This window comes from Neisseria sp. HMSC068C04, from assembly GCF_001810105.1.
In the GTDB taxonomy this organism is placed as follows: Bacteria; Pseudomonadota; Gammaproteobacteria; order Burkholderiales; family Neisseriaceae; genus Neisseria; species Neisseria flavescens_B.
On sequence record NZ_KV799932.1, the window covers coordinates 1 to 26,702 of the forward strand.

General features: G+C 50.4%; 23 protein-coding genes. 8 read left to right on the forward strand and 15 right to left on the reverse strand.

Annotation, left to right across the window (positions count from 1 at the left end):
• Window positions 1-50: 50 nt before the first annotated feature.
• The 3 genes from HMPREF2700_RS04845 to HMPREF2700_RS04855 all read right to left on the reverse strand — a co-directional run bounded on the left by HMPREF2700_RS04845 (window position 51) and on the right by HMPREF2700_RS04855 (window position 3,668).
• Complete coding sequence (locus HMPREF2700_RS04845) at window positions 51-1,193, reverse strand: NADH-dependent flavin oxidoreductase (protein WP_070590647.1); 1,143 nt, start codon at window positions 1,191-1,193, stop codon at window positions 51-53.
• A 118-nt stretch (window positions 1,194-1,311) separates the two neighbouring features.
• Window positions 1,312-2,376, reverse strand: coding sequence for a 2,3-butanediol dehydrogenase (locus HMPREF2700_RS04850; protein ID WP_003745670.1), 1,065 nt, complete (start codon window positions 2,374-2,376; stop codon window positions 1,312-1,314).
• Window positions 2,377-2,609: 233 nt separating this feature from the next.
• Entirely contained in the window at window positions 2,610-3,668 is a 1,059-nt protein-coding gene (locus HMPREF2700_RS04855; RefSeq protein WP_070590649.1) for a histone deacetylase family protein, read from the reverse strand.
• Between the two features lie 177 nt (window positions 3,669-3,845).
• Between HMPREF2700_RS04855 and yajC the strand changes: the two genes are divergently transcribed.
• From yajC to HMPREF2700_RS04875, 4 genes are all read left to right on the forward strand, one after another.
• Window positions 3,846-4,112 (forward strand): preprotein translocase subunit YajC, encoded by a 267-nt coding sequence (gene yajC, locus HMPREF2700_RS04860; protein WP_070590652.1) that lies wholly within the window; start codon window positions 3,846-3,848, stop codon window positions 4,110-4,112.
• A gap of 75 nt (window positions 4,113-4,187) precedes the next feature.
• On the forward strand, window positions 4,188-6,041 hold the full coding sequence (gene secD, locus HMPREF2700_RS04865; RefSeq protein ID WP_070590654.1) for a protein translocase subunit SecD: 1,854 nt from the start codon (window positions 4,188-4,190) through the stop codon (window positions 6,039-6,041).
• Between the two features lie 3 nt (window positions 6,042-6,044).
• Window positions 6,045-6,980, forward strand: coding sequence for a protein translocase subunit SecF (secF, locus tag HMPREF2700_RS04870; protein ID WP_003686183.1), 936 nt, complete (start codon window positions 6,045-6,047; stop codon window positions 6,978-6,980).
• Window positions 6,981-7,304: 324 nt separating this feature from the next.
• Window positions 7,305-8,186 carry a carbohydrate kinase family protein gene (locus tag HMPREF2700_RS04875; RefSeq protein WP_070590656.1) on the forward strand — a complete coding sequence of 294 codons (882 nt, stop codon included), beginning with the start codon at window positions 7,305-7,307 and terminating at the stop codon, window positions 8,184-8,186.
• Window positions 8,187-8,265: 79 nt separating this feature from the next.
• Here the strand turns inward: HMPREF2700_RS04875 and HMPREF2700_RS04880 are convergent, their stop codons facing one another.
• From HMPREF2700_RS04880 to rimP, 5 genes are all read right to left on the reverse strand, one after another.
• Window positions 8,266-8,823: a nitroreductase family protein gene (locus HMPREF2700_RS04880; RefSeq protein WP_070590659.1), complete on the reverse strand. Its 558-nt coding sequence runs from the start codon at window positions 8,821-8,823 to the stop codon at window positions 8,266-8,268.
• Window positions 8,824-8,933: 110 nt separating this feature from the next.
• On the reverse strand, window positions 8,934-11,672 hold the full coding sequence (locus HMPREF2700_RS04885; RefSeq protein WP_070590662.1) for a calcium-binding protein: 2,739 nt from the start codon (window positions 11,670-11,672) through the stop codon (window positions 8,934-8,936).
• Window positions 11,673-12,021: 349 nt separating this feature from the next.
• Window positions 12,022-14,916 carry a translation initiation factor IF-2 gene (infB, locus tag HMPREF2700_RS04890; protein WP_070590665.1) on the reverse strand — a complete coding sequence of 965 codons (2,895 nt, stop codon included), beginning with the start codon at window positions 14,914-14,916 and terminating at the stop codon, window positions 12,022-12,024.
• Window positions 14,917-14,927: 11 nt separating this feature from the next.
• Window positions 14,928-16,433, reverse strand: coding sequence for a transcription termination factor NusA (nusA, locus tag HMPREF2700_RS04895; protein WP_003678742.1), 1,506 nt, complete (start codon window positions 16,431-16,433; stop codon window positions 14,928-14,930).
• Window positions 16,434-16,460: 27 nt separating this feature from the next.
• Window positions 16,461-16,892 carry a ribosome maturation factor RimP gene (gene rimP, locus HMPREF2700_RS04900; RefSeq protein ID WP_003685973.1) on the reverse strand — a complete coding sequence of 144 codons (432 nt, stop codon included), beginning with the start codon at window positions 16,890-16,892 and terminating at the stop codon, window positions 16,461-16,463.
• A 342-nt stretch (window positions 16,893-17,234) separates the two neighbouring features.
• Here rimP and serC point away from each other — a divergent pair, with 342 nt between their 5' ends.
• On the forward strand, window positions 17,235-18,341 hold the full coding sequence (gene serC / locus HMPREF2700_RS04905) for a phosphoserine transaminase (RefSeq protein ID WP_070590668.1): 1,107 nt from the start codon (window positions 17,235-17,237) through the stop codon (window positions 18,339-18,341).
• A gap of 63 nt (window positions 18,342-18,404) precedes the next feature.
• Here the strand turns inward: serC and HMPREF2700_RS04910 are convergent, their stop codons facing one another.
• The 3 genes from HMPREF2700_RS04910 to rnhA form a co-directional block, all read right to left on the reverse strand.
• Complete coding sequence (locus HMPREF2700_RS04910; RefSeq protein WP_070590671.1) at window positions 18,405-19,598, reverse strand: LD-carboxypeptidase; 1,194 nt, start codon at window positions 19,596-19,598, stop codon at window positions 18,405-18,407.
• 73 nt (window positions 19,599-19,671) lie between these two features.
• Complete coding sequence (locus HMPREF2700_RS04915) at window positions 19,672-20,070, reverse strand: HIT family protein (RefSeq protein ID WP_070590673.1); 399 nt, start codon at window positions 20,068-20,070, stop codon at window positions 19,672-19,674.
• A gap of 316 nt (window positions 20,071-20,386) precedes the next feature.
• On the reverse strand, window positions 20,387-20,824 hold the full coding sequence (gene rnhA / locus HMPREF2700_RS04920) for a ribonuclease HI (RefSeq protein WP_070590676.1): 438 nt from the start codon (window positions 20,822-20,824) through the stop codon (window positions 20,387-20,389).
• A gap of 119 nt (window positions 20,825-20,943) precedes the next feature.
• Here rnhA and HMPREF2700_RS04925 point away from each other — a divergent pair, with 119 nt between their 5' ends.
• Complete coding sequence (locus HMPREF2700_RS04925) at window positions 20,944-21,333, forward strand: PH domain-containing protein (protein WP_049329817.1); 390 nt, start codon at window positions 20,944-20,946, stop codon at window positions 21,331-21,333.
• 12 nt (window positions 21,334-21,345) lie between these two features.
• Complete coding sequence (gene tehB, locus HMPREF2700_RS04930) at window positions 21,346-22,215, forward strand: SAM-dependent methyltransferase TehB (protein WP_049330918.1); 870 nt, start codon at window positions 21,346-21,348, stop codon at window positions 22,213-22,215.
• A gap of 56 nt (window positions 22,216-22,271) precedes the next feature.
• On the opposite strand, the gene HMPREF2700_RS04935 is transcribed toward tehB, so the two are convergent.
• Together HMPREF2700_RS04935 and HMPREF2700_RS04940 are read right to left on the reverse strand one after the other, a co-directional pair.
• Window positions 22,272-22,772 carry a GNAT family N-acetyltransferase gene (locus HMPREF2700_RS04935; protein ID WP_004519325.1) on the reverse strand — a complete coding sequence of 167 codons (501 nt, stop codon included), beginning with the start codon at window positions 22,770-22,772 and terminating at the stop codon, window positions 22,272-22,274.
• A gap of 13 nt (window positions 22,773-22,785) precedes the next feature.
• On the reverse strand, window positions 22,786-23,322 hold the full coding sequence (locus HMPREF2700_RS04940) for an isochorismatase family protein (RefSeq protein ID WP_070590680.1): 537 nt from the start codon (window positions 23,320-23,322) through the stop codon (window positions 22,786-22,788).
• Window positions 23,323-23,475: 153 nt separating this feature from the next.
• Here HMPREF2700_RS04940 and argS point away from each other — a divergent pair, with 153 nt between their 5' ends.
• Window positions 23,476-25,194 (forward strand): arginine--tRNA ligase, encoded by a 1,719-nt coding sequence (argS, locus tag HMPREF2700_RS04945; RefSeq protein ID WP_070590683.1) that lies wholly within the window; start codon window positions 23,476-23,478, stop codon window positions 25,192-25,194.
• A gap of 157 nt (window positions 25,195-25,351) precedes the next feature.
• Here argS and HMPREF2700_RS04950 read toward each other — a convergent pair whose 3' ends face one another.
• Window positions 25,352-25,708: a SpoIIAA family protein gene (locus tag HMPREF2700_RS04950; protein ID WP_070590685.1), complete on the reverse strand. Its 357-nt coding sequence runs from the start codon at window positions 25,706-25,708 to the stop codon at window positions 25,352-25,354.
• Between the two features lie 18 nt (window positions 25,709-25,726).
• Window positions 25,727-26,617, reverse strand: coding sequence for a DMT family transporter (locus HMPREF2700_RS04955; RefSeq protein WP_070590688.1), 891 nt, complete (start codon window positions 26,615-26,617; stop codon window positions 25,727-25,729).
• Window positions 26,618-26,702: the final 85 nt, after the last annotated feature.

Consider the following 26,702-nt stretch of genomic DNA (forward strand, 5'->3'; position numbering starts at 1 on the left):
GATTTTGGGGAATTTTGCAAAGGTCTCGGCCTTTGTTTATGAATCGATGATTAAATATCCATCGGCTTCCATTCCGCGCCTTTTACCGGCGGCAGCCATGATTGCGTACCGCTGGAGGAAAATCCCCACAAGGTGTCGGGGAGACCGTAATGGTCGGCGCGCGTCGGGTCAAGTTGCGTTTCGATTTCATCTTCGCGGCCTTCACGGATTTGCGTGGCGATGTGCGGATTAATCATCACGGTTTTGCCCAAGGCGATAAATTCTGCCCAGCCGGTTTCATAGGCGGCCAAAATTTGGTCGGCGGTAAACAGGTTGCCCACGCCGATAAGCGGCAGTTTGCCGTTGATGCGTTCGTGGATGAACTGCATACGGGTTTGGGCGGTATCGCCGCCGCGACGGATTTTTTTATCAAATTCCCACAGGGAAACGTGCAGATATTGCAGCGGTTTTTGTACCAATGCGTCAATCAGTGCGCCGGTTTCAGTCATGGTTAAGCCGTCATCGCCCGGTTCTTCGGGAGAGAAGCGGTAGCCGATAATGAAGTCGTTGCGCTGGTGTTTTTCACGGACGGCAACCACGGCATCGATAACGGCCAGAGAGAAGCGCATTCTGTTTTCCAAGCTGCCGCCCCATTGGTCGTTGCGGCGGTTGCTTTGGGCAGAGTAAAACTGTTGGATCAGATAGGTATTGGCACCGTGGATTTCCACGCCGTCAAAACCGGCACGAAGCGCCAAATCGGCGGCTTGCGCATAAGAGGCGATGAGTGCTTCGACTTCTTCTGCGGTTGCTTCGCGTGCGTGTTCGGCTTCGCTGGCGGAAGCGCTGATTTTGTCGAGACCGTCCAAAAGGTCATCAATGGCTTTGGAACCGCCGTGATGGATTTGCAAAATCGCTTTTGCGCCTTGCTGTTGCAGGATTTGTGCGGTTTCTTTCAGGCTGTCGAGGCAGTGCTCGCCTGTGGCTTCAGGTTGGCCGTGAAAGGCTTTGCCGTCTTTTTGAACCAAAGTGGCGGCAGTGATAAACATGCCCATATCGCCTGCGCGGTTGCTGAGGAAGGTACGCTCTTGGTCGCTGATCAAACCGTCGGCTTGTGAGCCGAAATGGGTCATGGGGGCGACGACAAGGCGGTTTTTGATGGTTACGCCGTTATTGAGGGTATATGTTTGAAAGAGTGGGGCGTATTTTGGATTCATGGAGTTTTACTCTTGATAAGTGAATGGTCGGCATAGAATTGGGCCATTCGGGAATTTATCAAGTACACAGGCCGTCTGAAAAGTTTCAGACGGCCTGTTTATTCTTTAAGCCTTAGGATTAAAGATTAGGATTGACAATGATTTTTACTGCGGATTCGTTGTTGTGGATCAAGCGCTCGAAGCCTTCGGAAATCAATTCGTCCAGTTTGATGCGTTGGGTGATGAAAGGCTCAAGGTTGATTTTGCCTTCTTCAACCAATTTGATGGTTTCGGCGTGGTCGTTGCAGTAGGCGATGGTGCCGCGCACGTCCAGCTCTTTCATCACAACGCTGTGGACGTTGATGGTAGCGGGGTGGCTCCAAATGGATACGATGACGACTTTCGCAGTCGGACGGCATGCTTCGACCATGGTGTCCAGCACTTTGTTGACGCTGGTGCATTCGAATGCGACGTCCACGCCTTCGCCGTTGGTCAGTTTTTTCACTTCTTCGACGACATCGACTTCAGACGGGTCGAGGATGTAGTCGGCCACACCGGCTTCGCGTGCTTTGTCTTTACGCGCTTTGCTCAATTCAGTGATGATGACTTTGATGCCTTTGGCTTTCAATACGGCAGCCAACAGCAAACCGATTGGGCCTGCGCCGCCAACCAATGCGACGTCGCCTTCTTTTGCACCACTGCGTACATAAGCATGGTGGCCGACAGACAGAGGCTCAATCAAAGCAGCTTGGTCCAATGGGATTTTGTCGGAAATAGGGTGTACCCAACGGCGTTTGACGGCGATTTTCTCAGACAAGCCGCCACCGCAGCCGCCCAAGCCGATGAAGTTCATGTCTTTGGAGAGGTGGTAGTTGCTGCCTTCGCCGGTCGGTACGTCGTCGCGGATGATGTAGGGTTCGACAACAACGTGTTGGCCGACTTTGATGTCGTCCACGCCTTCGCCTACGGCATAAACCACGCCGGAGAACTCGTGACCCATGGTGACTGGTGCTGACTCGCCGGAGATTGGGTGTGGATGGCCGCAAGGCGGAATGAAAATCGGGCCTTCCATGAATTCGTGCAGGTCGGTACCGCAGATACCGCACCACGCAACATTAATGCCGACAGTACCCGGAGCTACGGTTGGCTCTGGAATGTCTTCGATGCGGATGTCGCCTTTGTTGTAAAAACGTGCTGCTTTCATTGTAACGCTCCTTTTTTTAAGTGGAGGCCGTCTGAAAAAGACGGTCAATTAGGGAAAGGGAAGCGGTGTGGCGTGTGAAATGTTTTTATTGATATGTTTTATGTTTGTTATTTTACTACTGACAATATGGAAATGGTTTGTCTTTGCTCAAATTAAAGTTTGTAAATGAAAAAAAAGGCCGTCTGAAATGGATAATCTGTTTTCAGACGGCCTGGGGCAATAGTTTGAATGCGTTATGGTGTAGGATTGTTACTTTTGCCGCGCTTCAGATGCTTTTGGTAGGCGATGACGTAGTCGGCCTTGCTTAAGCCCGCCAATACGCGGATGTGGGCGGCGGCGGATTTAGACATGGATTCCAAGGTATATCCGCCCTCCAGTACGGAAACGACACGTCCTTGACAGCTTGCCGTTGCTTGGACGATTTTGTGCGTCAGCCAGGCAAAATCAGCTTCATGCAGGTTCAGACGGCCTGTTTCGTCTTGTTTGTGCCCGTCAAAACCGGCTGAAAGCAACACCAACTCGGGACGGAAAGCCGTGAGCTTGGGCAGCCATTGTTCACGGATGGTCGTGCGGAAGATACGGCTGCCTGTGCCCGGTTTGAGGGGTGTATGCAGCATATTTTTGCTGCCGGCGTATTGTTCCGCCTCAGGGAAGGGGAAGATGTCGGTTTCAAACAGGTTGAAAAACATCACGCGCGGATCATCTTGGAGAATCTCCGCCGTACCGTCGCCGAAGTGGGCGTCGAAATCGATGACGGCGATGCGTTGCAGGCGGTACTGGGCAATGGCGTGCATCACGCCGGCGGCGGTGTTGTTGACGAGGCAGAATCCGCTGGCGCTGTTGCTGTGGGCATGGTGGCCGGGTGGGCGGATGGCGCAAAAAGCATGCCAGGCTTTTTTATTCATCACCATATCGACTGCCTTGACAACGGCTCCGGCTGCAAAACGGGCGGCTTTAAGGGAGTCGTGGCAGATGACCGTATCGTCATCGATGCGGTGGATTTTGCCGGGGAGCGGCTGGGCGGCCTCCAATTCGTGCAGATAATTGCGCGAGTGAACCAATGCCAGTTGCGCATCTTTGATTTCGGGTGCTTCAGCGGTTTGCAGATGACGCCAAATGCCTTCCTTTTTTAAGGCGGCTTGAATGGCGCTGATGCGTTCTGGCTTGTCGGGGTGGTTGGTGCCCGGCTGGTGCTGCAGAAATATCGGATGGGAAATCCATACGGTGCGGGCATTTTTGCCAAGTAGTCGACGCAGCAGGGTACGCACGCGCCAAATGATTTTTTTAAGCATGGAAAGTGTGTATCGAACGAGTCGCACGGACTGCTAAATATGGTTAATAAATACGGAAATGCTTGGAAATTTTTCAGACGGCCTTTAGAATAGCTCAATTTTACAGTCCCACCAACTGCGTTTTGGGCTGTATGCAGTTTTTTACTTTATCTTAAAACTCAAAAGAACGGATATATTATGAATCAAGCAGTGTTTCAATTGGTCCCTTTCGTACTGATTATAGTTTTTGCTTACTTCTTGCTCATACGCCCTCAAAACAAGAAATTCAAGGAACACCAAGCCGTGCTTGCCACTTTGAAAGTCGGTGATAAGGTTGTTTTGGCAGCAGGTTTCAGAGGTCGTATTACCAAAGTCGGCGAACAGTTTTTTACCGTGGACATCGGTCAAGGTACAAAAATCGAAGTGGAAGTTGAGCGCAACGCGATTGCCGCGAAAGCCGAATAATCCGTTTTTTTGCGAAAAGCCGCCTCATTTTCCGAGTGCGGCTGTTTGCCTTTATAAATAAAGCAAAGGTTTACCATGAACCGTTATCCTTTATGGAAATACCTGCTGATTGCGTTCACGATTGTGGTTGCGGCTGTATATTCGCTGCCCAACCTTTTCGGTGAAACGCCTGCTGTACAGGTATCGACCAACCGACAAGCCATCGTTATCAATGAGCAAACCCAGTCTAAAGTGTCTTCTGCGTTGCAAAGCGCAGGTATTCAGACGGACGGTATGTTCATTGTCGATAATTCGCTGAAAGTGCGTTTTAAAGATACTGAAACGCAACTGAAAGCGCGTGATGTCATCGAAAGCACTTTGGGCGAAGGCTATATTACCGCGCTCAACCTTTTGGCGGACAGTCCTGAGTGGATGGCGAAAATTAAAGCCAATCCGATGTTCTTGGGTCTGGACTTGCGCGGCGGTGTGCATTTCACCATGCAGGTGGACATGAAAGCCGCGATGCAGAAAACGTTTGAACGTTACGCCGGCGATATCCGTCGCGAATTGCGCCGCGAAAAAATCCGTACCGGTACAGTGCATCAGACTGAAAACGGTCTGACCGTGCCTCTGCAAGATGCTGCCGATGTACAAAAGGCCTTGCCTCAGTTGCAAAAAATGTTCCCTGAAGCCACTTTGCTTGCAGACGGTAACAATATCCTGCTGACTCTGTCTGAAGAGGCGATCAATAAAGTACGCACTGATGCGGTAAAACAAAACATCAACACTTTGCACAATCGTGTGAATGAATTGGGTGTGGCAGAGCCGGTTATCCAGCAATCCGGTATTGATCGCATTGTCGTACAGCTGCCGGGTGTGCAAGATACTGCCAAAGCAAAAGACATTATCGGTCGTACCGCGACTTTGGAAGTGCGCATGGTGGAAGACGATCCGATTAAACTGCAAGAAGCCTTAAACGGTAATGTACCGACTGGTTATGAGTTGCTGTCAAGCGGTGGCGATCATCCGGAAACTATTTTGGTCAACAAACAAGTTGAACTGACCGGCGACAACATCAACGACGCGCAACCTAGCTTTGACCAAATGGGTGCGCCTGCCGTGAGCCTGAGCTTGGACAGCGCAGGTGGCAGCATTTTTGGCGAATTGACTTCGGCCAATGTGGGTAAACGTATGGCTATGGTGTTGATCGACCAAGGTAAATCCGAAGTCGTGACCGCGCCTGTCATCCGCTCCGCCATTACCGGTGGCCGTGTGGAAATTTCCGGCAGCATGACAACTGCCGAAGCCAACGATACTTCATTGTTGCTGCGTGCCGGTTCGCTGGCTGCGCCTATGCAGATTATCGAAGAACGTACTATCGGCCCGTCTTTGGGTAAGGAAAACATTGAAAAAGGTTTCAATTCCACCTTGTGGGGCTTTGCCGCCGTTGCCGCATTTATGGTGGTTTACTACCGCCTGATGGGTTTCTTCTCTACCATCGCTTTGAGTACCAATATTTTGTTCTTGGTGGGTATTTTGTCTGCCATGCAGGCAACGCTGACCCTGCCGGGTATTGCTGCGTTGGCATTGACATTGGGTATGGCGATTGACTCCAACGTATTGATTAACGAACGTATCCGTGAAGAATTACGCGCAGGTATACCACCTCAACAGGCCATCAACCTCGGTTTCCAACATGCTTGGGCAACCATTGTCGACTCTAACTTGACCTCTCTGATTGCCGGTATTGCTTTGTTGGTATTCGGTTCTGGCCCTGTACGCGGTTTTGCCGTTGTACACTGTATCGGTATTCTGACCTCGATGTATTCGTCTGTGGTCGTGTTCCGTGCTTTGGTTAACCTGTGGTACGGCCGCCGTCGCAAATTGCGGAATATTTCCATTGGTGCGGTATGGAAGCCGAAAGCTGAAATGGCAGAAGGCAAGGAGTAAAACATGGAATTATTTAAAATTAAACGCGATATTCCGTTTATGAGCTACGGCAAACTGACGACCTTTATTTCGTTGGTTACGTTTATCGCCGCCGTGTTCTTTTTGGTGACTAAAGGCCTCAATTTCTCCGTCGAATTTACCGGCGGTACGGTGATGGAAGTCCAATATCAGCAGGGTGTGGATGTGAATAAAACGCGCGAACGCCTCGATACGCTGAAAATGGGTGATGTACAGGTTCAGGCATTGGGTACGAACAAACACATCATGATCCGCCTGCCGAACAAAGAAGGCGTAACATCTGCCCAGCTGTCCAACCAAGTGATGGATTTGCTGAAAAAAGACAATCCTGACGTTACCTTGCGCCAAGTCGAATTCATCGGCCCTCAGGTTGGTGAAGAATTGGTTACCAATGGTTTGATGGCATTGGGCTTCGTGGTGGCAGGCATCATTATTTACTTGTCCATGCGTTTTGAGTGGCGTTTTGCAGTATCTGCGATTATTGCGAATATGCACGATATCGTGATTATTCTCGGCTGTTTCGCCTTCTTCCAATGGGAATTCTCTCTGACTGTCTTGGCAGGTATTTTGGCAGTTTTGGGTTATTCCGTGAACGAATCTGTGGTTGTGTTTGACCGTATTCGTGAAAACTTCCGTAAGCCGCATATGCGCGGTCACACTGTGCCGGAAGTCATCGACAACGCGATTACCGCAACCATGAGCCGTACCATCATTACCCACGGTTCGACCGAGGCAATGGTTGTTTCTATGCTGGTGTTCGGCGGTGCAGCCTTGCACGGTTTCTCTATGGCGCTGACCATCGGTATTGTGTTCGGTATTTACTCTTCCGTATTGGTTGCCAGCCCGCTTTTGCTGATGTTTGGCTTGAGTCGTGAGAACATTGCCAAAGAAGTGAAGAAAAAAGAAGAAGTTGTAGTTTAATCGCTGCAATACTTCAATAAAGGCCGTCTGAAAATTGATTGAATCAGTTTTCAGACGACCTTTTGTATTTAAATTTCAGAATATTTTGTTTTAATGAAATAGGAGGGGATAAATGTGAAAGAAATAGAAAAAAATAGGAACAATATAATTTTGTGATGAATCAAGTTTATTGTCTGATATCCCTTTAATTGCTTGTCAGTCCCAATATTTTAAAACATAATACTTTGCCCCCGATGCTGGAGTTTTACTACAAGTACATGATTTGCAAAAAATCTGTCGGGTGTGCAGACCCTGCCAATCAACCTCAAAAAAGGAAGGCCAAGAATGAAAGTAACCAGTTTCGGAGAAGTGCTGTGGGACGATTTTCCAAACGGAAAGGTATTGGGTGGTGCACCCCTGAATGTTACCGTTCATTTGCAGTCTTTGGGTATCGATACTGCCATCATCAGCCGTCGTGGCGATGATGCCGATGGCGAAGAATTGCTACGCCAGATTCAAAATAAAAACGTCAATACTGATTATTTGCAGGTTTGCCATGAATGTGCGACCAGCTTGGTGAAAGTACACTTGGACAAGTATGGCAGTGCGTCTTATGAGATTGTTTACCCTTGCGCGTGGGACAGGATTGCGGTTGATGATGCGGCAATCAAACGTGTGGCAGAATCCGATGCTTTCGTTTTTGGCAGCTTGGCTACCCGTGATGAAGTTTCACGTAAAAGCTTGGCTGTTTTGCTGAAAGACGCCAAATTCAAAATTTTTGACGTTAATCTGCGTAAGTCCCATTACGATATTGACCGCTTGTTGGAGACCATGAAACAGTCCGATATGGTCAAACTCAATGATGATGAATTGTATGAATTGGCTGCAGCTTACGGCTCTCCTTATCACAGTATCGAGCAAAATATCAGCTACCTCGTTGAGCTGACCGGCGTCAAAATCCTTTGCGTGACTTTGGGCAGCCATGGCGCGGTTTTGTATAAGGACGGCGAGTTATACCGTCATTGCGGTTTCCGCGTCAAAGTGGTGGATACTGTCGGCTCGGGCGACAGCTTCCTTGGCGGCTTGACTTACAAACTGCTGAACAATGCGCCTCCTCAAGAAGCCATTGCTTTTGCTTGTGCGTTGGGTGCATTGGTGGCTTCACGCCATGGCGCGACGGCGGATATTTCTTTAGAAGAAATTGAAGCGTTCATGTATCCGGCTTGATGCTTCGATAATAGATATAAAAAGGCCGTCTGAAAAACCATTAAATCAGGTTTTCAGACGGCCTGAGTGTTTTCAGGCTTTACCAATAAGTTGTAAAACATTCCAAGCTGGTATTTTTCGGGCCGCCTCCTTCTTCGGTCGGCGAACCAATCATCATCAGGCCGATGATTTTGTCTTTGTCGGCACACTCAAATGCTTCGCGCAACAATGGGCTGTTGACCCACATGCCCGTAATCCAAACATTGTCAAAGCCTTGGGCTGAAGCAGCCAGTTGTAAAGCATAGGCGGCGCAGCCGGCAGTCAGCATTTGCTCCCATTCAGGTTTGGGTTTTGCCACTTCACGGTTTGGCGTAAATGTAACGCCGATAATCATAGGCGCCATGTTGCCGACGCGTTCGGCTTTTTTCATAGCATCATGGCCGAAGTTGAGTTCGGTAACGGTATTGCTCAACAGCTCGCGGAAACGTTGTAAGCCGGCTTCGCTTTGAATCACAGTAAAGCGGTAAGGGCGCATGTTGCCGTGATCAGGTACTTGTGTTGCCGCTTGCAGCATTTGTTCCAGTTGCTCGGCATTGGGTGCCGGAGCAGTCAGTTTTTTGGAAGAGCGACGCGTGGTGAGGAGATTTAAGGCATCCATTTTTATTCTTTCTTGTGAATTCGAATGAGAATAATTATATAGCAGAACGATAAATAAATCAGCAAAGGACTAAGGCCGTCTGAATTAAGGTTTCAGACGGCCTTTGAGTTTTACAGGATACCGTTGTTTTGTGTATTTTCAGTCATCAGTGCTTTGCTGATTTCGTCGGCGGTGTAGCTCTTACCGTTTCCGAATACAAAGCTGTCGACATTATTGTTGGCAATGTCATGGATGGTCAGGGTGTCGCCTGTATCTTTGATGGTTAGGACCCAATCATCGCCGGTTTTCAACTGTAAATCTTTCAGTGTAAGCCCTTCTTTGAAAAGGACTTGGGTATCGCTGCCACTATACGGATTAAAGGTGTCGTTGCCGCTGTTTCTGCCAAACATGATAACGGTGTTGTCGGCACCCGGGTCGGTAATGGTATCGTTACCGCCGGCCGTATCGACAATGTTGATGCCTCGACCCAAAGTAATAGTTTCATCGCTGCGATTGCCACTGTATTCGACAACAGAAGTGTAACGCGACAAATCTAAATCGCTGTTGTCGCTATCGGCGTGGATGGTGTGGTTGAAGTTGTTGTACACATCTCGGTTGAGTTCTTCAACGGGTTGGCCGGTGTATTGGACGATGTTTGTGTTGCCGATCATGTGCGGGATAGACAGTTTGAAGTGGTTGATCAGCTCGCCTGTGCTGTATGAGGTATTGCCGTCAAACTGAAACTCGGAAATTGCACCATAAATACCGCTTTGGTTTTTGATGGTTAAAACATCGTCTGTGCCTTTAATGCGGATATGCCAAGTATCGCCATCCAGCAGGGGATTGGATACAAATTGGTTGCTGTCGGGCATGTCGGCAATCCCGCTTTTGTCGTAACCTTTTTCAACGGTAATTTCAAGGTCGTCAAGGGTAATGCCGCCGGTAAATTTAACGACGTTGGCGTTGAGTCTGTGTAGGCTTGCTTCGCTATCAAAACCGAAGTTAAAGTCAAAAATGGTGTCATGACCGTAACCTTTTCCGAAAACATAGGTATCGTTGTGTTCGCCGCCTTCCAGATAATCATTGCCTGCGTCGCCGTCGAGCAAATCGGCGCCTACATGGGCATAGAGTTTGTCGTTGCCATTGCCGCCATAGAGTTTATCGTCGGAAGCAGGTTTGTTGCCGTAATAGGTTTCGCTGTGTTCGCGCAAGATGTCATCGCCGTCGTGGCCATAAATGGTGTCATGGCCGTCGTTGCCGCCGTCAATTTCATTGTTGCCTGCATTGCCATGCAAGATGTCATCGCCGTTAGTGCCGACAAATTTAATGGTTTCGGCTTTCAGCGCTTGGAAGGCTTGTTGGAACTGTGCGGCAGTGTAGGTTTGGTCGTTGAACTGGAAACGGTCGATGGAAATACTACCATCCGCGCCGATTTGGTTTTGAATCAGGGCTGAACCTTGTTCCGAAGTAATTTCCCAACTTTGGCTGCCATCATCGTTATGAATGGTCTTTAGGTTGAGCTTGGCATTGCTCAGGCCGTCTGAAAACTTGAGGATATTGATGCCTTGGTTGTCGATAATGGTATCGTTGTCGCCGTAGATATAGGTATCGTTTCCGGCGCCGCCTTTCAGAATGTCTTTACCCTTGCCGCCCACCAAAATGTCGTCGCCTGCATCACCGTTGATGGCATCATTACCATCGCCGCCATCCAGATAATCGTTGCCGTCACCGCCGTTGAGGTTGTCGTTGCCACCCATGCCGTAAACGGTATCATCACCGCGTCCGCTATTGAGGCGGTTGCGACCTTCGTTACCGGTTAGGATGTTATTGCTGTTGTTGCCGGCGGCAAAAATATTGGCCGAGCCGGTCAAGGTAACATTTTCGACGTGGGTAGCGGCAGTATGGGAAATACTGCTGAATACGGTGTCTTCGCCGCCGTCAGCCTGTTCAATCACCACATCTTTTACATCATCAACGTAGTAAGTGTCATTGCCGTCTCCGCCTTCCATAATGTCGGCACTGGCTTTGCCGTCGATAATATCATCGCCGGATGTGCCGAACAGGTGGTCATTGCCGTCGCTGCCATTGATGATCTTGCCGCTTTCGGTATGCTCAGTCAGGGAAATATCAAAATATTTAGCAAAGCTGTTTACATCCAGTTTTTGTGTGCCAATGATGAATTGGGAGACTGCCGGTGTTGTACCGTTTTGAGTGTATTGGTTTTTGATGGTTAAAACGGCGTTGCTGTTTTTCACGGCAATCAGCCAGTCTTGACCGCCGGTTTCGTTGTTTCGGACTTCAACGGTTAAATCGTTAAGGCTCAGATCAGTATGAAAGCGGATGCTGTTGTGGCCTTGGTTGTCGATGATGGTGTCTTGCTCGCTTTTGGCAGAGAAAAGGTAGGTGTCGTCGCCTTCGCCACCTTCAAGCACATCATTGCCTGCTTCGCCGTTGAGGGTGTCATTGCCTGTTTCGCCGAAAAGACGGTCGTTACCTTCGCCGCCGTTGATGAAATCGTTGCCTCCGCCACCGTAAACGATGTCGTCGCCACGCCCGCTGTTGAGGCGGTTGCGGCCTTCATTGCCGATGAGGATGTTGTTACTGTTGTTGCCTGCGCCAAAAATGTTGGCTGTACCGGTCAAAATAAGGTTTTCAACGTGGTTTGGAAGGGTATAGCTGACGTTGCTGTAAACCGTATCATCTCCGCCATTTGGGTTTTCAATGATTTTATCATCGCTGCGGGTTACATAATAAACGTCATCTCCCGATGTGCCTGTTGTTGCTTGTGCAAGGGGGGATGGCTGCAATTGCTCTAAATGTCGTAATTCAAATTGCGCATTGCGGATGCGCATTGCTTTTTCGATTGTCATGATATTTTCTTTAGATATTGATGAGAGTAACAAGGAAGTAAACGTATCCGGCATATGGCCGGTATTGCTTAATTTGTATTGTGTTTAGGCTGTATATACTAGTGCCGAAATTTGAGAAAAACAACAGAAACGTTAAGATATGACAATATGTAGCGAGCCTTATCAGGCTTAGTTTGCCGTCTATTCTTTTGCCAAATGGCTTTGCCTTGTGCGGCTGTTTTGTTTCTTATATACCACACATCAATTTCAATAGTTTCAAACTATGAATGGTTGTAAAAAGGCCTCTGAAAAAAAGAAGCAGGTTTCGCATTGCAAAACCTGCTTCTGATTTTTCAGACGGCCTGTTTGATTACAGAGTACGGGCAACTTCGACGATGTCGAAACATTCGAGTTGGTCGCCTTCCATAATCTCGTTGTAGCCTTTGAGCATCAGACCACATTCGAAGCCCATGCGGACTTCTTTGACGTCGTCTTTGTAGCGTTTCAAAGAAGACAGCTCGCCGGTATGGATAACCACGTTGTTGCGGATGAGGCGGACATGGGAATCGCGTTTGACCACACCGTCGGTAACCATACAGCCTGCAATGTTGCCGACTTTGGAAACGGAGATAACCTGACGGATTTCAACCGTACCGGTTACTTGCTCTTTCTCTTCCGGAGAGAGCATACCGCTCATGGCGGCTTTCACGTCGTCGATGGCATCGTAAATGATGTTGTAGTAACGGATTTCCACGTTTTCATTCTCAGCCAGTTTGCGTGCGGAAGCATCTGCACGGACGTTAAAGCCGATGATGAATGCGCCGGAAGCGATGGCCAAGTTGACATCAGATTCGGTAATGCCGCCAACGCCGCTGTGCAACACGTTCACTTTTACTTCGTCGGTGGACAGTTTTTTCAGGCTGCCCGCCAAAGCTTCGTAAGAACCTTGTACGTCTGCTTTGATGATGACGGACAAGGATTGGGCTTGGTTTTCGCCCATATTGTTGAACATGTTTTCCAGTTTCGCGGCCTGTTGTTTGGCCAAGCGCACGTCGCGGTATTTGCCTTGACGGAAGAGGGCGATTTCGCGCGCTTTTTTCTCGTCGGCCAATACCATTGCATCTTCGCCTGCGTTCGGTACATCCGACAAGCCGAGGATTTCGACAGGGATAGACGGGCCGGCTTCATTGATGGCTTTGCCGTTTTCGTCAACCATTGCACGGATTTTACCGAATGCAGTACCGGCCAGCAGCATATCGCCTTTTTTCAGTGTACCGCTTTGAACCAGCAATGTGGCAACCGCGCCGCGGCCTTTGTCCAAACGAGCCTCAACGATGATGCCTTTGGCAGGTGCATCGACAGGGGCAGTCAGTTCCAAAACTTCGGCTTCGAGTAAGACGGCTTCGAGCAATGCATCGATGTTCAGGCCTTTTTTAGCAGAAACGTCGATGAACTGTACGTCGCCGCCCCATTCGTCAGGCACGACTTCGTGTGCGGTCAGCTCTTGGCGGATACGCTCAGGGTTAGCGGCTTCTTTATCGATTTTGTTGACGGCAACCACCATCGGTACGCCCGCAGCTTTAGCGTGGGCAATGGCTTCGATGGTTTGCGGCATCACGCCGTCGTCGGCTGCAACCACAAGAATCACGATATCGGTTGCTTTCGCACCGCGCGCACGCATGGCGGTAAACGCTTCGTGACCCGGGGTATCCAAGAAGGTAATCACGCCGCGTGGGGTTTCAACGTGGTATGCACCGATGTGTTGGGTAATGCCACCCGCTTCGCCTTGTACCACTTTGGCACGGCGGATGTAGTCCAGCAGGGAAGTTTTACCATGGTCAACGTGACCCATCACGGTAACCACCGGAGGACGCGGCAATGCTTCGGCTTCTACTGCCTCAACGCCTTCATCCAAGAATGCTTCAGGGTCGTCGGCGGCGGCAGGTTTGCCGATGTGGCCGAGTTCTTCCACCACAATCAGGGCAGTGTCTTGGTCGATAGATTGGTTGATGGTTACCATCATGCCCATTTTCATCAGGGCTTTAACCACTTCCACGCCTTTGACTGCCATTTTGTGTGCCAAATCAGCAACGGTAATGGTTTCAGGCACCAAAACTTCGTGTACGACAGGCTCGGTCGGCGCTTGGAAGGCGTGTTGGTTTGGCTCAAGTTTGAGTTTTTTGCCTTTTTTGCCGCCGCGTACGCGCTCGTCATCGCCATTGCGTGCATTGTTGCGGTCACGGCCGCCTTTGCCGCCTTTGCCTTTGGCGTTACGGCCTTGGTTTTCTTCATCACGATCACGACGGTCTTCTTTTTTACCGCGTGCGTTGTGTTCGGATTTGCCTTCGCCGGATGCTGCTTTGGCTTTCTCGGCAGGTTTATTGCGTTCGCCTGATTTGGCTTCTTTAGTAGGTTTTGAGTCTTGAACGGCCTGTTGTTTTATGGCTTCGCGGCGTGCTTGACGCTCTTGTTTTTCTTTCAACAAGGCTTCTTGATGCGCACGCAGGGCGGCGGCACGACGGGCTTCTTCATCGCGTTGAGCCTGTTCTTCCTCGCTGACGACAGGTTGCGGTACGGCAGGAGCGGCAGGTTTGGCTGCCTTTTTCGCTTCTTTGCCTTTGCCGCCTTTGTCTTGTTTGGCTTTGGCAGGTTTCTTGGCTTCGGCTGGTTTTTCAGCTTCAACGGATTTTTCAGACGGCTTGTTGTCTGCTTTAGCCTCAACTTTTACTTCAGCCTTAGCTTCTACGGTTTCAACCGGTTTGGTTTCTTCTTTTTGGGCTTCGACAGGTTTGCCTTCCGCTTTTGGTGCGGCTTTGGCTGCTTTCAGTCTGGCTGCTTCGGCCTCTGCTTTGGCACGTGCTTCGGCTTTTGCGGCAGCTTCTGCTTCAGCTTTGGCTTTTTCTTCGGCAGCTTGGGCGGCTGCTTTTTCTGCCTCGGCTTTTTGGTTTTCCGCTGCTACTTTGGCTTTGGCTTCCGCTGCCAATTCTTCGGAAGAAGGAATGGTAACGGCACGGCTGCGGCGGCGAGTTTCCACTTTTACGCCGTCAACAGTGCTGACTTCGGTTTTTTTGCGGCGGATGCTGATGGTGCCGCTGTTGCTGCCGTTTTTCTTTTGCAGGTAAGCAGTCAACAGTTGTTTGTCGTCAGTGGTTATGCTGTCATTACCGCTATTTTTGTTGACCCCGGCTTCTTTCAATTGTTTAAGCAAATCATCGACGGGGCGGTTTAGTTCGGCGGCAAATTGCGCTACGGTTGTATTACTCATTCAGTACCCCCTTAGTTATTTTCTTCAGTAAACCAGTGTTCGCGTGCAGCCAAAATCACTTTTTTGGCTTCTTCTTCGTCAACACCGGTAATTTCGACCAATTCGTCAACAGACAATTCGGCCAGATCATCGCGTTGGGTTACGCCGGCTTCGGCAAGTTTGCGCAACATATCGGAATCTACGCCGTCCAAATTGCGCATGTCTTCAGACACTTCACCCAGTTTTTCTTCTGCGGCGATGGTAATGGTCAGGATCGCATCGCGTGCGCGGTTGCGCAGGGTTTCAACGATTTCTTCGTCAAAACCGTCAATCGAGAGCAATTCTGCCGCTGGAACGTAAGCGACTTCTTCCAAAGTGGCAAAGCCTTCTTCCACCAAGATATCGGCGGTTTCGTCGTCGATGTTCAAGTGGGTGGTGAAGAGGTTGCGGATAACCGCGTCTTCGGCAGCATTGCGCTCGTCTGCTTCTTCAACGGTCATGATGTTCAGCTGCCAGCCGGTCAGGATGGAAGCCAGACGGACGTTTTGACCGCCGCGGCCGATGGCCAGCGCCAGTTGGTTTTCATCAACGATTACGTCAACAGCGTGTTTGTCTTCGTCAATCACGATGCGGCTTACTTCGGCAGGAGACAGCGCATTCATCACGAATTGGGCTGGCTCAGGAGACCACAATACGATGTCGATGCGTTCGCCGGACAATTCGTTGCTCACGGCGTTAACACGGGAACCGCGCACGCCGATACAAGTACCTTGCGGGTCGATGCGTTGGTCGTTGGCTTTAACGGCAACTTTGGCGCGTTGGCCGGGATCGCGTGCTACTTCGCGGATTTCCAACAGGCCGTCTGCAATTTCAGGCACTTCGTTGGCGTAGAGTTTGGCCAAGAAGTCGCCGCTGGTACGGCTCAAAATGACTTGTTTGCGGCCGGTATTGCCGATTTCGTCCACACGCAGGAAGAGGGCGCGGATGCGGTCGCCGCTGCGGAAGTTTTCACGCGGAATCATTTCTTCGCGCGGAATCAGTGCGTCCAGTTTGCCTGCGACGACTTCAACGATGATGCCGTGGCGCTCGACGCGTTTTACCGTACCGGAAACGATGTCCTCTTTAGAAGCGAGGAACTCGTTCAGGTTTTGCTCGCGCTCCGCATCACGGATGCGTTGCAGGATGATTTGTTTGGCAGTTTGCGCGGCTTGGCGGCCGAAGCCTTCGTTTGGCAGCTGCTCTTCGTAGTATTCGCCGATTTGGATGGTGGTGCCGGGAATTTCTTCTTGGATTTCCTCGATGGTTTTTTCTACGTCGGGGTAGGTGTAGTCTTCATCGGCAACAATCAGCCAGCGGCGGAAGGTTTGGTATTCGCCGGTATCACGGTCGATTTCGACGCGCACGTCCATGTGCTCGCGGTCGGCTTTTTTCTTGGCAGCAGTAGAGAGGGCGAATTCAAGGGCTTTGAATACGACTTCCGTTTCAACGTTTTTTTCACTTGCCAGCGCTTCGGCCAGCTGTAACATTTCGCGACTCATTTTCTAGAATCTCCAAGTAATCGGTTTTTAAAATTTAAATTCGGGGCGCAAACGGGCTTTGTCGATGTTGCTCAATTCGATTTGGGCAGTTTTGCCGTCGAAAGAGACGGTAACAATGTCGTTTTCGCAAGATTCGATGCGGCCGATGAAGTTTTTCTGACCATCAATCGGCAGGCGTGTTTTGATTTTGGCGTTCTGGCCGGCAAAGCGCACGAAGTCGGCGGCTTTTTTCAGCGGACGGTCAAGGCCAGGGCTGGAGATTTCCAAACGTTTGTAGTCGATGTCTTCAACCATAAACACGCGGCTCAGATGGTTGCTGACAGTGGCGCAGTCTTCGACGGTGATGCCGCCTTCTTTATCGATGAAAACGCGCAAATCGCCTTGTGCGGTCAGTTCGAAATCGACCAGCTCGTAGCCCAAGCCGGGCAGGGTTTTATCAAGAATGCTTTGAATATCCATGCTTCTCCAGAAGTACATAAACAAAAAAATGGCCGCGCGGCCATTTTTCGTGTGATTTGAAAAATTGGCCTATTATAACTGTTTTCAAGATAAAAGAAAAGTGTTGATTTGGCGTGGATTTTTTGAAGTGATTGCGTAAATGGAAGGATAGGGTCGAGGCCGTCTGAAAAGGAAATTGTTGACAAGTTTTGATGTGGTGTTTCTGAAATTATTTTTGAAAACAAAGAATTGGTGTTGCTTTGCTTTCAGACGGCCTTGGATTTTCTGATTTTTCGTGCTTGCACAATGTGCAAGGCGGTTCTACAATTTCTTCATACCCACCGAATAAGAAAGAAGGCCGCCATGTCCGCACACCCGATTTACAATTTTTCCGCAGGTCCTGCCGTATTGCCGGAAGCGGTATTGTGTACCGCGCAACAGGAAATGCTCGACTACAACGGTACGGGTTTCCCCGTGATGGCGATGAGCCACCGTTCGGATATGTTTTTGAGTATTCTGCATCATGCCGAACAAGATTTGCGCCAGCTTTTGAATATTCCGTCCAACTATAAAATCCTGTTTTTACAGGGCGGTGCGACCACGCAATTTAATATGGTGGCCATGAATTTGGCGCACGGTTTTGCGACTGCTAACGCGGTGGTAACGGGCAACTGGAGCCGTATTGCCTATGAACAGATGAGCCGTTTGAGCAATGCCGAAATCCGTTTAGCGGCGCATGGCGGCGAACAATATGCCTATAAAAACCTGCCTGCGGTGGAGGATTGGGATGTGAACCCGAATTCCGCGTTTGTTCATTTTGCGATTAATGAAACCGTAAACGGCTTGCAGTATCAAAACGTCCCCAAACTTTCAGACGGCCTGCCGCCGCTGGTGTGCGATATGTCGAGCGAGATTTTGTCGCGTGAGTTTGATGTATCCGATTACGGCTTGATTTATGCCGGCGCGCAAAAAAATATCGGCCCTGCCGGTGCGACCGTGGTCATTATCCGCGAGGATTTGCTGGAGCGTTGTCCGAACGATATTCCCGATGTGTTCAACTACCGTTCGCACATCAACCGTGACGGTATGTACAACACGCCTTCCACTTATGCGATTTATATGTCGGGTTTGGTGTTCCGCTGGCTGCAAACGCAGGGCGGTGTGAAAAAAATTGAAGCGGTCAATCGAATAAAGGCGCAAACCTTGTATGAGACGATAGACGGCAGTGGCGGTTTTTACATCAACGATATCCATCCTGATGCGCGTTCCAAGATGAATGTGGTCTTCAAAACAGCAAGCGAAGACTTGGACCGCCGCTTTGTGTTGGAAGCCGAGTTGCAGGGCTTGTGCCTGCTCAAAGGCTATAAAACCGTCGGCGGTATGCGTGCCAGCATTTACAATGCGATGCCGCTTGAAGGTGTGAACGCGTTGGCTGACTTTATGAAAGATTTTCAACGACGTTACGGTTAAGATGAAGATATAAAAAGGCCGTCTGAAACTGGGTTTCAGACGGCCTTTTGATTTGAACAAGCCTTATTCAGTGACTTCTTCAGTAATGCTGTCGCGGTAGATGGTGCTGTCGTAAGTTGGAACAGGAGGCGGCAGCAGGTTGTTGAGCGTCAGCGCGGACGGGTTCAGCGTAGGATAGCCACTGAAGGTAACGGAATAACCGCCGTTGCCGGTACTGCGGACTTTGGCATGCGCGCCCAACGGGAAAGTGGTTTTGTTGGTGATGTGGCCGAATGGGAAGCCGGTCAACACAGGAATCTTGGCGGTGCGCGAAATGTGGTTGACGACGGCGGAGAAATCGTAGCTGGAGTCGTACACGTCGCGGATGGTACCCATGCGGAAATCACCGAAGATAATGGCGCGTTGTTTTTGCAAAACACCTGACAGATAAAGCGTATTGAGCATGCGCTCGATGCGGTAGGGTTGCTCGCTGACGTCTTCGATAAAGAGGATACCGCCTTGAATATCAGGCATATAAGGCGTACCGGCGAGAGAGGCGAGAACGCTGAGGTTGCCGCCCCACAATGTACCTTCGACGTTGACATCGGCGCGTTGGATGGTTGGGACATCAACGATGTTGACGTTGTTGGTCGTGCCGCGGATGAACGAATCCATGGTAAAGACGCTGGGGTCTGCTTTGCCGAATTCGCTGTACACCATCGGGCCTGCAAAGCTCATCATATTGCCTTTGGCCAACAGGGCGAGTTGGACGGCGCACACGTCGCTGAAACCGAAGAACAATGTGCCGCGTTCGCGCATTCTGGCGCCGAGTGAGGCAAAGTCGATTTGCGGCAGGATGCGTGCCGCGCCGTAGCCGCCGCGCAGGCCCATCAAGACTTTGGGCGTTTCGACGCGGCCGCTGGCAACTTCTTGGAAGTCGGCGGCGCGTTGGGCGTCACTGCCGGCAAAGCGTTGGTAACGGCGGCTGCCTGCCTGTTGGTTGGTCACGGTAAAGCCTGCGTTGTAGAGGCGGGTCAGGCCGGTGGTCACGCGGTTGGGGTCTTCGGCGAAGCCTGACGGCGCAACAACGCGCAGGAGGTTGTCGCCGGAACGTGGCGGATGAGGTTGCTTAGGTTGCACGGTTTTGGCTTTCGCGGTGGTAGATGTGGTTTTGGTTTGTGGCGTGGTGGTCGTGCCTGTGCCGCAGGCTTGCAACAACCCTGCGCCTGCCGCAGCAGAGCAGGTACGCAGGAAATGGCGGCGCGTGGTGGAGTTCATTGAGGTTTTCCTTTCGTTATATGTTCAGACGGCCTGAACTTGGCGTGTCGGTCTTTACAGGCCGTCTGAAAGTTTAAGCGATTAAGTTTTTGATTTGTTGCGGCCAATTTTCGGGCAAGGTCATGCCGTGTTCGCGGACGGGCGCGGCCCAAATCGGCGCGGGGAAGTTGACGTCGTTTTCAAAGCGGGCAATGACGTGCCAATGTAAGTGGGGCACAACATTGCCGAGGCTGGCCAGATTGATTTTGGCCGGGCGGAAGACTTGGCGCATTGCGGCTTCAACCTGATACACCATTTCCATGATTTCGTTGCGTTCGGCAGGGGAAAGGTCGGTCATCTCGGAAACATGGTTATTCCAAATAACGCGGCAGAATGCCGGTGCGCCGGCTTCGTTGTGGACGGCGATAACGCGCAGGTTTGGCGTTTGCAGCAAAATGTCTTCGTTGTCGGCAGTGCAGATGGGGCAGGTCATGGTTTTCTCTTTTTCAGTCTGAATAGGAATCGGGTGATTGCCATCAGGATTTTTAGAATGAGGTAAAGGGCAGTCAGTGTGATGAATGTGAAAAACCACGGTTCAGGTATAAACCACCAAATAGGCGGGCGTGATTAAGTCGGCACATTCTTCGGCACTCTTAACGTGATCACACAATCAAAAGTTAAAAAAATCATTGACATCATGAAAGGGCGAATAGGCGAACATAAGTGCTATTGGCGTCACACAAATCAATGCAATGATAGCAATCCAAAAGAATGGTTTGAGATATTTGAGTACAGTCATGGGTGAAGTGTTATGCAAATTTTGCTGCGCCTCGGTTGGCGAGCTCGTCGGCTTTTTCGTTTTCAGGGTGTCCGGCATGGCCTTTTACCCACGTCCAGCGGACATCGTGCTGTTGAACCAAACTATCCAGCTCTTTCCATAAATCGTCGTTTTTGACCGGTTTTTTGGCGGCGGTTTTCCAGCCGTTTTTTTTCCAACCGTGTATCCAGCTTTCCATGCCGTTTTTGACGTATTGCGAGTCGGTGCAGATAACGACCTGGCAGCGGCGTTTTAGAGATTTCAGGCCTTCGATGACGGCGGTCAGCTCCATGCGGTTGTTGGTGGTTTCGGCTTCGCCGCCGAACAGTTCTTTTTCATGTGTGCCGTAGCGCATAAATACCCCCCAGCCGCCTGAGCCGGGGTTGCCTTTGCATGCGCCGTCTGTGTAGAGGTAAACGGGTTTATCCATGGGCATGTCTTTGTCGAATAAGGCGGTATCATAACATAAGGCCGTCTGAAATATCGGCAAATACGGTTTGCGCGTGTAAAATACCCTGCACTTATCACTCGTATAGAAAGCAGGCAGATATGGGATTGTTCAGCGGCCTTTTGGGCAATGCTTCGCAAAAAGACGCCGATGCGGTGGAACGCGATTTGGCGAATATCCTGATTGATGGCGAACAGGTAAAAATGGCATTCAGCCTGGTGCGCGATTTGATTGTGTTTACCGAATATCGGCTGGTGTTGGTGGACAAGCAGGGGTTGACCGGCAAGAAAGTGTCTTACCGTTCGATTCCGTATCGTTCCGTGTCACGCTTTTCGGTGGAAACCTCGGGCCATTTCGATTTGGATGCCGAGCTGAAGATTTGGGTTTCTTCCAGCGAAGCGCCGACCGAAACCTTGCAGTTTAAAAGCGACAAGAGCGTGATTGCCATTCAGAAAGCCTTGGCAGAAGCCGTGTTGAAACCGTCAAAATAGAAAGGAAATATGATGAGCGAACAGCAAGAATTGTTTTGTTACAAACAGATGCCGGTGTGGACGGCGGACGAGATTCCCGAAGCCTTGTTGTCCAAACACAATACCGCCGCCGGTACTTGGGGCTGCCTCAATGTCCTCCAAGGCCGTCTGAATTTCAATGAAGTGGACGAAGCGGGCAATATTACGGCTACGCACGAGCTGACGCCTGAAAGCGATGATTGGATTATCCATCCGCAAGCATGGCACTTTATCGCGCCGCAAACGCAAGACACGGAAATCCAACTGTCGTTTTACTGCGAGGCGGCGGACTATTTCAATAAGAAATACGGCATGAGCGCGACACATTCGGCCGTCCGCGCCGCCGAAGGCATCGTGCCTGTCGGCAAGGTTTTGGATATGGGCTGCGGTCAGGGTCGAAACGCGCTGTATCTGGGTTTGAAAGGTTTTGACGTTACTGCTGTCGATAATAATCCGAACGCGGTTCAAAATGTGGAAGAGCTGGCGCGTATCGAAGAACTGAATGTCCGCGCGTTTGAATACGACCTCAACGCCGCCAATATTCAGGAAAACTTCGATTATATGGTGGCGACCGTGGTGTTTATGTTCCTGATGCCGCGTTACGTTCCTGATGTGATTGCCAATATGAAGGAACACACCAACCCCGGCGGCTACAACCTGATTGTTTCTGCGATGGATACGGAAGATTTCCCTTGCCCGATGCCATTCCCGTTCAAGTTTGGCGAGGGCGAGCTGCGCGAATACTATAAAGATTGGGAATTGGTGGAATACAAGGAAGAGCTGGGCTCGATGCACGCGAAAGACGAATTCGGCAATCCGATTCAGTTTAAATTCGTTACCATGCTGGCGAAGAAACCGGAATAAAGGTTTTGCCGTAAAAAAGCCGTCTGAATTCAGTTTTCAGACGGCCTTTGTCGTCATCAATCCACAATCCTTTTGCCCAAAATCACCACGTCTGCCAACATGGTTTCCAAATCGCAGACTTGCGGCAGCCTCCCCCATTCTTCAAAACCGAAACGGTGAAACAGGTTCAGGCTTGGATAGTTGTGGCCGAACACAAGCGCGATGACGTTATGGATATCCAATGACGGCGCGCGTTCGAGCATGTGCCGCAACAGGATTTTGCCCACGCCTGCACCGCGCATATCGTGGCGGACATAAATGCTGACTTCTGCGCTGATGTGGTAGGCGTAGCGCGGATGGTAGTCGCTGAAACTGCCCCAGGCCAATACGGTGCCGTCGGCATCGTAAAGGGCGTAGATCGGGCGTTTGTCCGTGTGTGCGGCAAACCACATTTCGCGTTCGGCAACAGTGGTCGGCGACAAATCGGCCGTGGATTGGCGCGTGGCCACGGTGCTGTTGTAAATATCGACGATGGCAGGCAAGTCTTGGCGCAGGGCAGGGCGGATGGTGTATTGCATTTCAGACGGCCTGTTATTGAATCAGTTTGGAAATAGTCTTAAAGGCCGGATGTTTGGCATCGCCGAGCAGTTGGAACAAAATACTTTCGACATTGGAAATGATAATGCCCTGACGGCTCAGTTGCGCCAAACCATTGTCGCGGTTGGCCGTTGTGCGCGAGGCGGTGCATTCGAAAGGCAGAGATACGGCGTAACCTTGCGCTTTCAAATCCAAGGCCGTCTGAAGCATACAGATATGCGCTTCCGCACCCATCAAAATAACGTTTTTGATGTCGTTTTTGCGTAATATTTCCTGAATTTCAGGTAAAAACGCCGAAAATCGGGTTTTCTCGACAACGGGCGTACCTTCAGGCAACAGCAGCGATACGGCAGATACGGTGTTGCCCAAACCTTTCGGATATTGTTCGGTTACGGCAAAGGGGATGTCTAAAGCCGTCAAACCTTGAATCAGCAGGCGGCAGCGTTCCACCATTTCATCCGCGCCGGAAAGGGCGGGCAGCAGGCGTTCTTGAATATCGACAATCAGACAAAGCGTATTTTTTGGGTTCATGGCTTTTCCTTTCAGACGGCCTTGACAGCAAAATCGTTGAATCAGAATACAATCATATAACAAGCCGCTGGAAAAGTATTGCGGCTTGCCCTGTTTTAAAGCCCGAAATTCTTTTAAAATACCGCCTGATTTGAATTGATAGAGACCGACAACATGAATTTATACCAAACCGTCGAACGTGAAGCCCAAGCAGCCTTTGCCGCTGCCGGTTTGTCCGACAGCCCCGTCGTATTGCAGGCGGCGAAAAATCCCGACTTTGGCGATTTCCAAATCAACGGCGTGATGGGTGCGGCGAAAAAAGCCAAACAAAATCCGCGCGAATTGGCGCAAAAAGTGGCCGAAGCGCTGGCCGACAACGCCGTGATTGAAAGTGCGGAAGTAGCCGGCCCAGGCTTTATCAACCTGCGCCTGCGTCCTGAATTCCTCGCCCAAAACATTCAGACGGCTTTGAGCGACGCGCGTTTCGGCGTAGCGAAAACCGCCCAACCGCAAACCGTCGTTATCGACTATTCTTCGCCTAATCTTGCCAAAGAAATGCACGTCGGCCATCTGCGTTCCAGCATCATCGGCGACAGCATTTCGCGCGTGTTGGAATTTATGGGCAACACCGTTATCCGTCAAAACCACGTCGGCGACTGGGGTACGCAGTTCGGCATGTTGGTCGCTTATTTGGTTGAGCAGCAAAAAGACAATGCCGCATTTGAGCTGGCGGATTTGGAGCAGTTTTACCGCGCCGCCAAAGTGCGTTTTGACGAAGACCCTGCCTTCGCCGACACCGCACGCGAATACGTTGTGAAGCTGCAAGGCGGCGATGAAACCGTATTGGCATTGTGGAAACAGTTTGTCGATATTTCACTCTCGCACGCTCAAGCCGTTTACGACACGCTGGGCTTGAAACTGCGTCCTGAAGATGTGGCAGGCGAATCTAAATACAATGACGATTTGCAACCCGTAGTCGATGATTTGGTCGAAAAAGGTCTGGCAGTCGAAGACGACGGCGCGAAAGTCGTGTTCTTGGATGAGTTCAAAAACAAAGAAGGCGAGCCTGCCGCATTTATCGTACAAAAACAAGGCGGTGGCTTCCTTTATGCTTCCACCGACTTGGCGTGTTTGCGTTACCGCGTCGGCACGCTTCATGCCGACCGCCTGCTCTACGTCGTCGACCACCGCCAAGCCCTGCACTTTGAACAACTCTTTACCACTTCCCGCAAAGCAGGCTATCTGCCGGAAGATGTAAAAGCCGAGTTTATCGGCTTCGGCACCATGATGGGCAAAGACGGCAAACCGTTCAAAACACGCAGCGGCGACACCGTGAAACTGGTTGATCTGCTGACCGAAGCTGTTGAGCGCGCCACCGCTTTGGTGAAAGAGAAAAATCCTGAATTAGGCACAGACGAAGCAGGAAAAATCGGTAAAACCGTCGGCATCGGCGCGGTTAAATATGCCGATTTGAGCAAAAACCGCACCAGCGATTATGTGTTCGACTGGGACGCCATGCTTTCGTTTGAAGGCAATACCGCCCCTTACCTGCAATATGCCTATACCCGCGTGCAAAGCGTGTTCCGCAAAGCAGGCGAATGGGACGCAACTGCGCTAACCGTTTTGACCGAACCTTTGGAAAAACAACTGGCTGCCGAGCTGCTGAAATTTGAAGACGTACTGCAAAGCGTGGCGGACACGGCGTATCCGCACTACCTCGCCGCTTACCTCTATCAAATTGCCACTTTGTTCAGCCGCTTCTATGAAGCCTGCCCGATTTTGAAATCAGAAGGCGCAACCCGCAACAGCCGCCTGCAACTGGCGAAGCTGACCGGCGATACGCTGAAACAAGGCTTGGAATTGTTGGGTATTGATGTATTGGATGTCATGTAAGTTGTTGAGTAGAAACGATGAAAGGCCGTCTGAAACTTTGCAGGTTGCAAAGTTTCAGACGGCCTTTTTTATGCTTTGAAAAATATTGTGATACCGTTGATTTTGAGCCTAAGCGGTTTTGAATTTGCTCAGGTAATGCGTTCAGACGGCCTTGTCTTTATTTCAAATTGCTTGTCAATAACCAAGCCTGTGCTTCGGTGGCATCGCTGAAATATTTTGGGTGTTGGTTGGTCAGGAGGCTGGAAAGGCGCGCGCCGAGTTTGATCCAGATGTCGTCGGTAATGACGGCAACTCGGCCGAAGTCGGTTTCGTGTTGGTTGAGGAATTTGATTTGCTCGACCGCCATATCGATGGTGAAGTCTTTCAGCATGGACAAGTCCAACAGGATGTCGGGCAGATGGACTTTTTGTTTTGCGGCCAACAAGGCTTCTTCCAATTGGCGGAAATCGTCCAAAGTGAACTCGTTGTACAGCGCTACGTTTAAGCCGTAAGATTGTTCGCGGATGGAAATCATGGTGTTCTCCTTGTTAAATTATTGCTTCATCAGAAATTTTTTGATTGAGGCCGGAGTAAAACTGCTGAACACGCCGCCTGCAACAATGATAACCATGCCGGCGGCTTCCTGCCAAGTGATTTTATCGCCGAAAAGCAGTACGCCGGACAGGGCGGAGAAAACGACGGTCAGGTAGGAAAGCGAGGCAACGGTAAATTTCTTGCCAACCTTATAGGCGCGGGTCATGGCCAGTTGGGCAATCATGGCGGAGATGCCGATGCCGGCCAGATAGGGCAGGGAAGACACGGTCAGCGGATGCCAGCCGGTAAAGCAGCTCCAAATGGCGGACATAATCAGACCGGTAAGCGACAGATAAAACACCACGCGCCAGCCCGGTTCGCCCAAAAGCGAGAGTTCGCGCACTTGCAAATACGCCCAGCCTGACATGGCGCCGCCTGCCAAACTGACCAGTGCGGCAAATTCCTGTCCGCCTTGAAAAGATGGATTGAGCAACAGGATAACGCCGATAAAGCCCATAATCAAAATGGCTTGGGTATAAAGCGTAATTCGTTCTTTTAAAATGAAAAATGAAAAGATGGCAAGCCAGATGGAGGAGGTGTAGTTGAGCGTGACGCCTGTTGCCAGCGGCAGATGTATGACGGAATAAAGCGTGCACATCATGGCAAGCGTGCCGATGACGCTGCGGTTGAGATGGGTTTTCCAATGCGGCGTGGAAAATGTGTTGCCTTGCGCTTTGGCCATGATGCCTAAGAACAGGGTGGAGACCAGCATGCGCCAAAAGACCAGCTCGCCGCTGGAAAAGCCGAAATGTGTAGAGGCGGCTTTGACGGAGAGGTTCATGACGGTAAAGCTGAGCGCGGCAATAACCACCCATGCCGAGCCGAGCGGATCTTTCCTGATGGTTTCCATTTGATGGGTATGTAAAGCGATTTTATTAGTAAGAAAATATTATACAGGTCAATCAGGCCGTCTGAAAAATATCGTTGGGTTTCAG

What these genes read in the sequence shown, in the direction of transcription:
- HMPREF2700_RS04885 (WP_070590662.1), bottom strand. Translation starts at nt 11,672, where the DNA reads ATGACAATCGAAAAAGCAATGCGCATCCGCAATGCGCAATTTGAATTA.
- HMPREF2700_RS04955 (WP_070590688.1), bottom strand. Translation starts at nt 26,617, where the DNA reads ATGGAAACCATCAGGAAAGATCCGCTCGGCTCGGCATGGGTGGTTATT.
- infB (WP_070590665.1), bottom strand. Translation starts at nt 14,916, where the DNA reads ATGAGTAATACAACCGTAGCGCAATTTGCCGCCGAACTAAACCGCCCC.
- secD (WP_070590654.1), top strand. Translation starts at nt 4,188, where the DNA reads ATGAACCGTTATCCTTTATGGAAATACCTGCTGATTGCGTTCACGATT.
- HMPREF2700_RS04925 (WP_049329817.1), top strand. Translation starts at nt 20,944, where the DNA reads ATGGGATTGTTCAGCGGCCTTTTGGGCAATGCTTCGCAAAAAGACGCC.
- HMPREF2700_RS04935 (WP_004519325.1), bottom strand. Translation starts at nt 22,772, where the DNA reads ATGCAATACACCATCCGCCCTGCCCTGCGCCAAGACTTGCCTGCCATC.
- HMPREF2700_RS04875 (WP_070590656.1), top strand. Translation starts at nt 7,305, where the DNA reads ATGAAAGTAACCAGTTTCGGAGAAGTGCTGTGGGACGATTTTCCAAAC.
- HMPREF2700_RS04950 (WP_070590685.1), bottom strand. Translation starts at nt 25,708, where the DNA reads ATGATTTCCATCCGCGAACAATCTTACGGCTTAAACGTAGCGCTGTAC.
- argS (WP_070590683.1), top strand. Translation starts at nt 23,476, where the DNA reads ATGAATTTATACCAAACCGTCGAACGTGAAGCCCAAGCAGCCTTTGCC.
- tehB (WP_049330918.1), top strand. Translation starts at nt 21,346, where the DNA reads ATGAGCGAACAGCAAGAATTGTTTTGTTACAAACAGATGCCGGTGTGG.
- secF (WP_003686183.1), top strand. Translation starts at nt 6,045, where the DNA reads ATGGAATTATTTAAAATTAAACGCGATATTCCGTTTATGAGCTACGGC.
- HMPREF2700_RS04910 (WP_070590671.1), bottom strand. Translation starts at nt 19,598, where the DNA reads ATGAACTCCACCACGCGCCGCCATTTCCTGCGTACCTGCTCTGCTGCG.
- HMPREF2700_RS04845 (WP_070590647.1), bottom strand. Translation starts at nt 1,193, where the DNA reads ATGAATCCAAAATACGCCCCACTCTTTCAAACATATACCCTCAATAAC.
- HMPREF2700_RS04855 (WP_070590649.1), bottom strand. Translation starts at nt 3,668, where the DNA reads ATGCTTAAAAAAATCATTTGGCGCGTGCGTACCCTGCTGCGTCGACTA.
- HMPREF2700_RS04850 (WP_003745670.1), bottom strand. Translation starts at nt 2,376, where the DNA reads ATGAAAGCAGCACGTTTTTACAACAAAGGCGACATCCGCATCGAAGAC.
- HMPREF2700_RS04940 (WP_070590680.1), bottom strand. Translation starts at nt 23,322, where the DNA reads ATGAACCCAAAAAATACGCTTTGTCTGATTGTCGATATTCAAGAACGC.
- HMPREF2700_RS04915 (WP_070590673.1), bottom strand. Translation starts at nt 20,070, where the DNA reads ATGACCTGCCCCATCTGCACTGCCGACAACGAAGACATTTTGCTGCAA.
- serC (WP_070590668.1), top strand. Translation starts at nt 17,235, where the DNA reads ATGTCCGCACACCCGATTTACAATTTTTCCGCAGGTCCTGCCGTATTG.
- nusA (WP_003678742.1), bottom strand. Translation starts at nt 16,433, where the DNA reads ATGAGTCGCGAAATGTTACAGCTGGCCGAAGCGCTGGCAAGTGAAAAA.
- rimP (WP_003685973.1), bottom strand. Translation starts at nt 16,892, where the DNA reads ATGGATATTCAAAGCATTCTTGATAAAACCCTGCCCGGCTTGGGCTAC.
- HMPREF2700_RS04880 (WP_070590659.1), bottom strand. Translation starts at nt 8,823, where the DNA reads ATGGATGCCTTAAATCTCCTCACCACGCGTCGCTCTTCCAAAAAACTG.
- rnhA (WP_070590676.1), bottom strand. Translation starts at nt 20,824, where the DNA reads ATGGATAAACCCGTTTACCTCTACACAGACGGCGCATGCAAAGGCAAC.
- yajC (WP_070590652.1), top strand. Translation starts at nt 3,846, where the DNA reads ATGAATCAAGCAGTGTTTCAATTGGTCCCTTTCGTACTGATTATAGTT.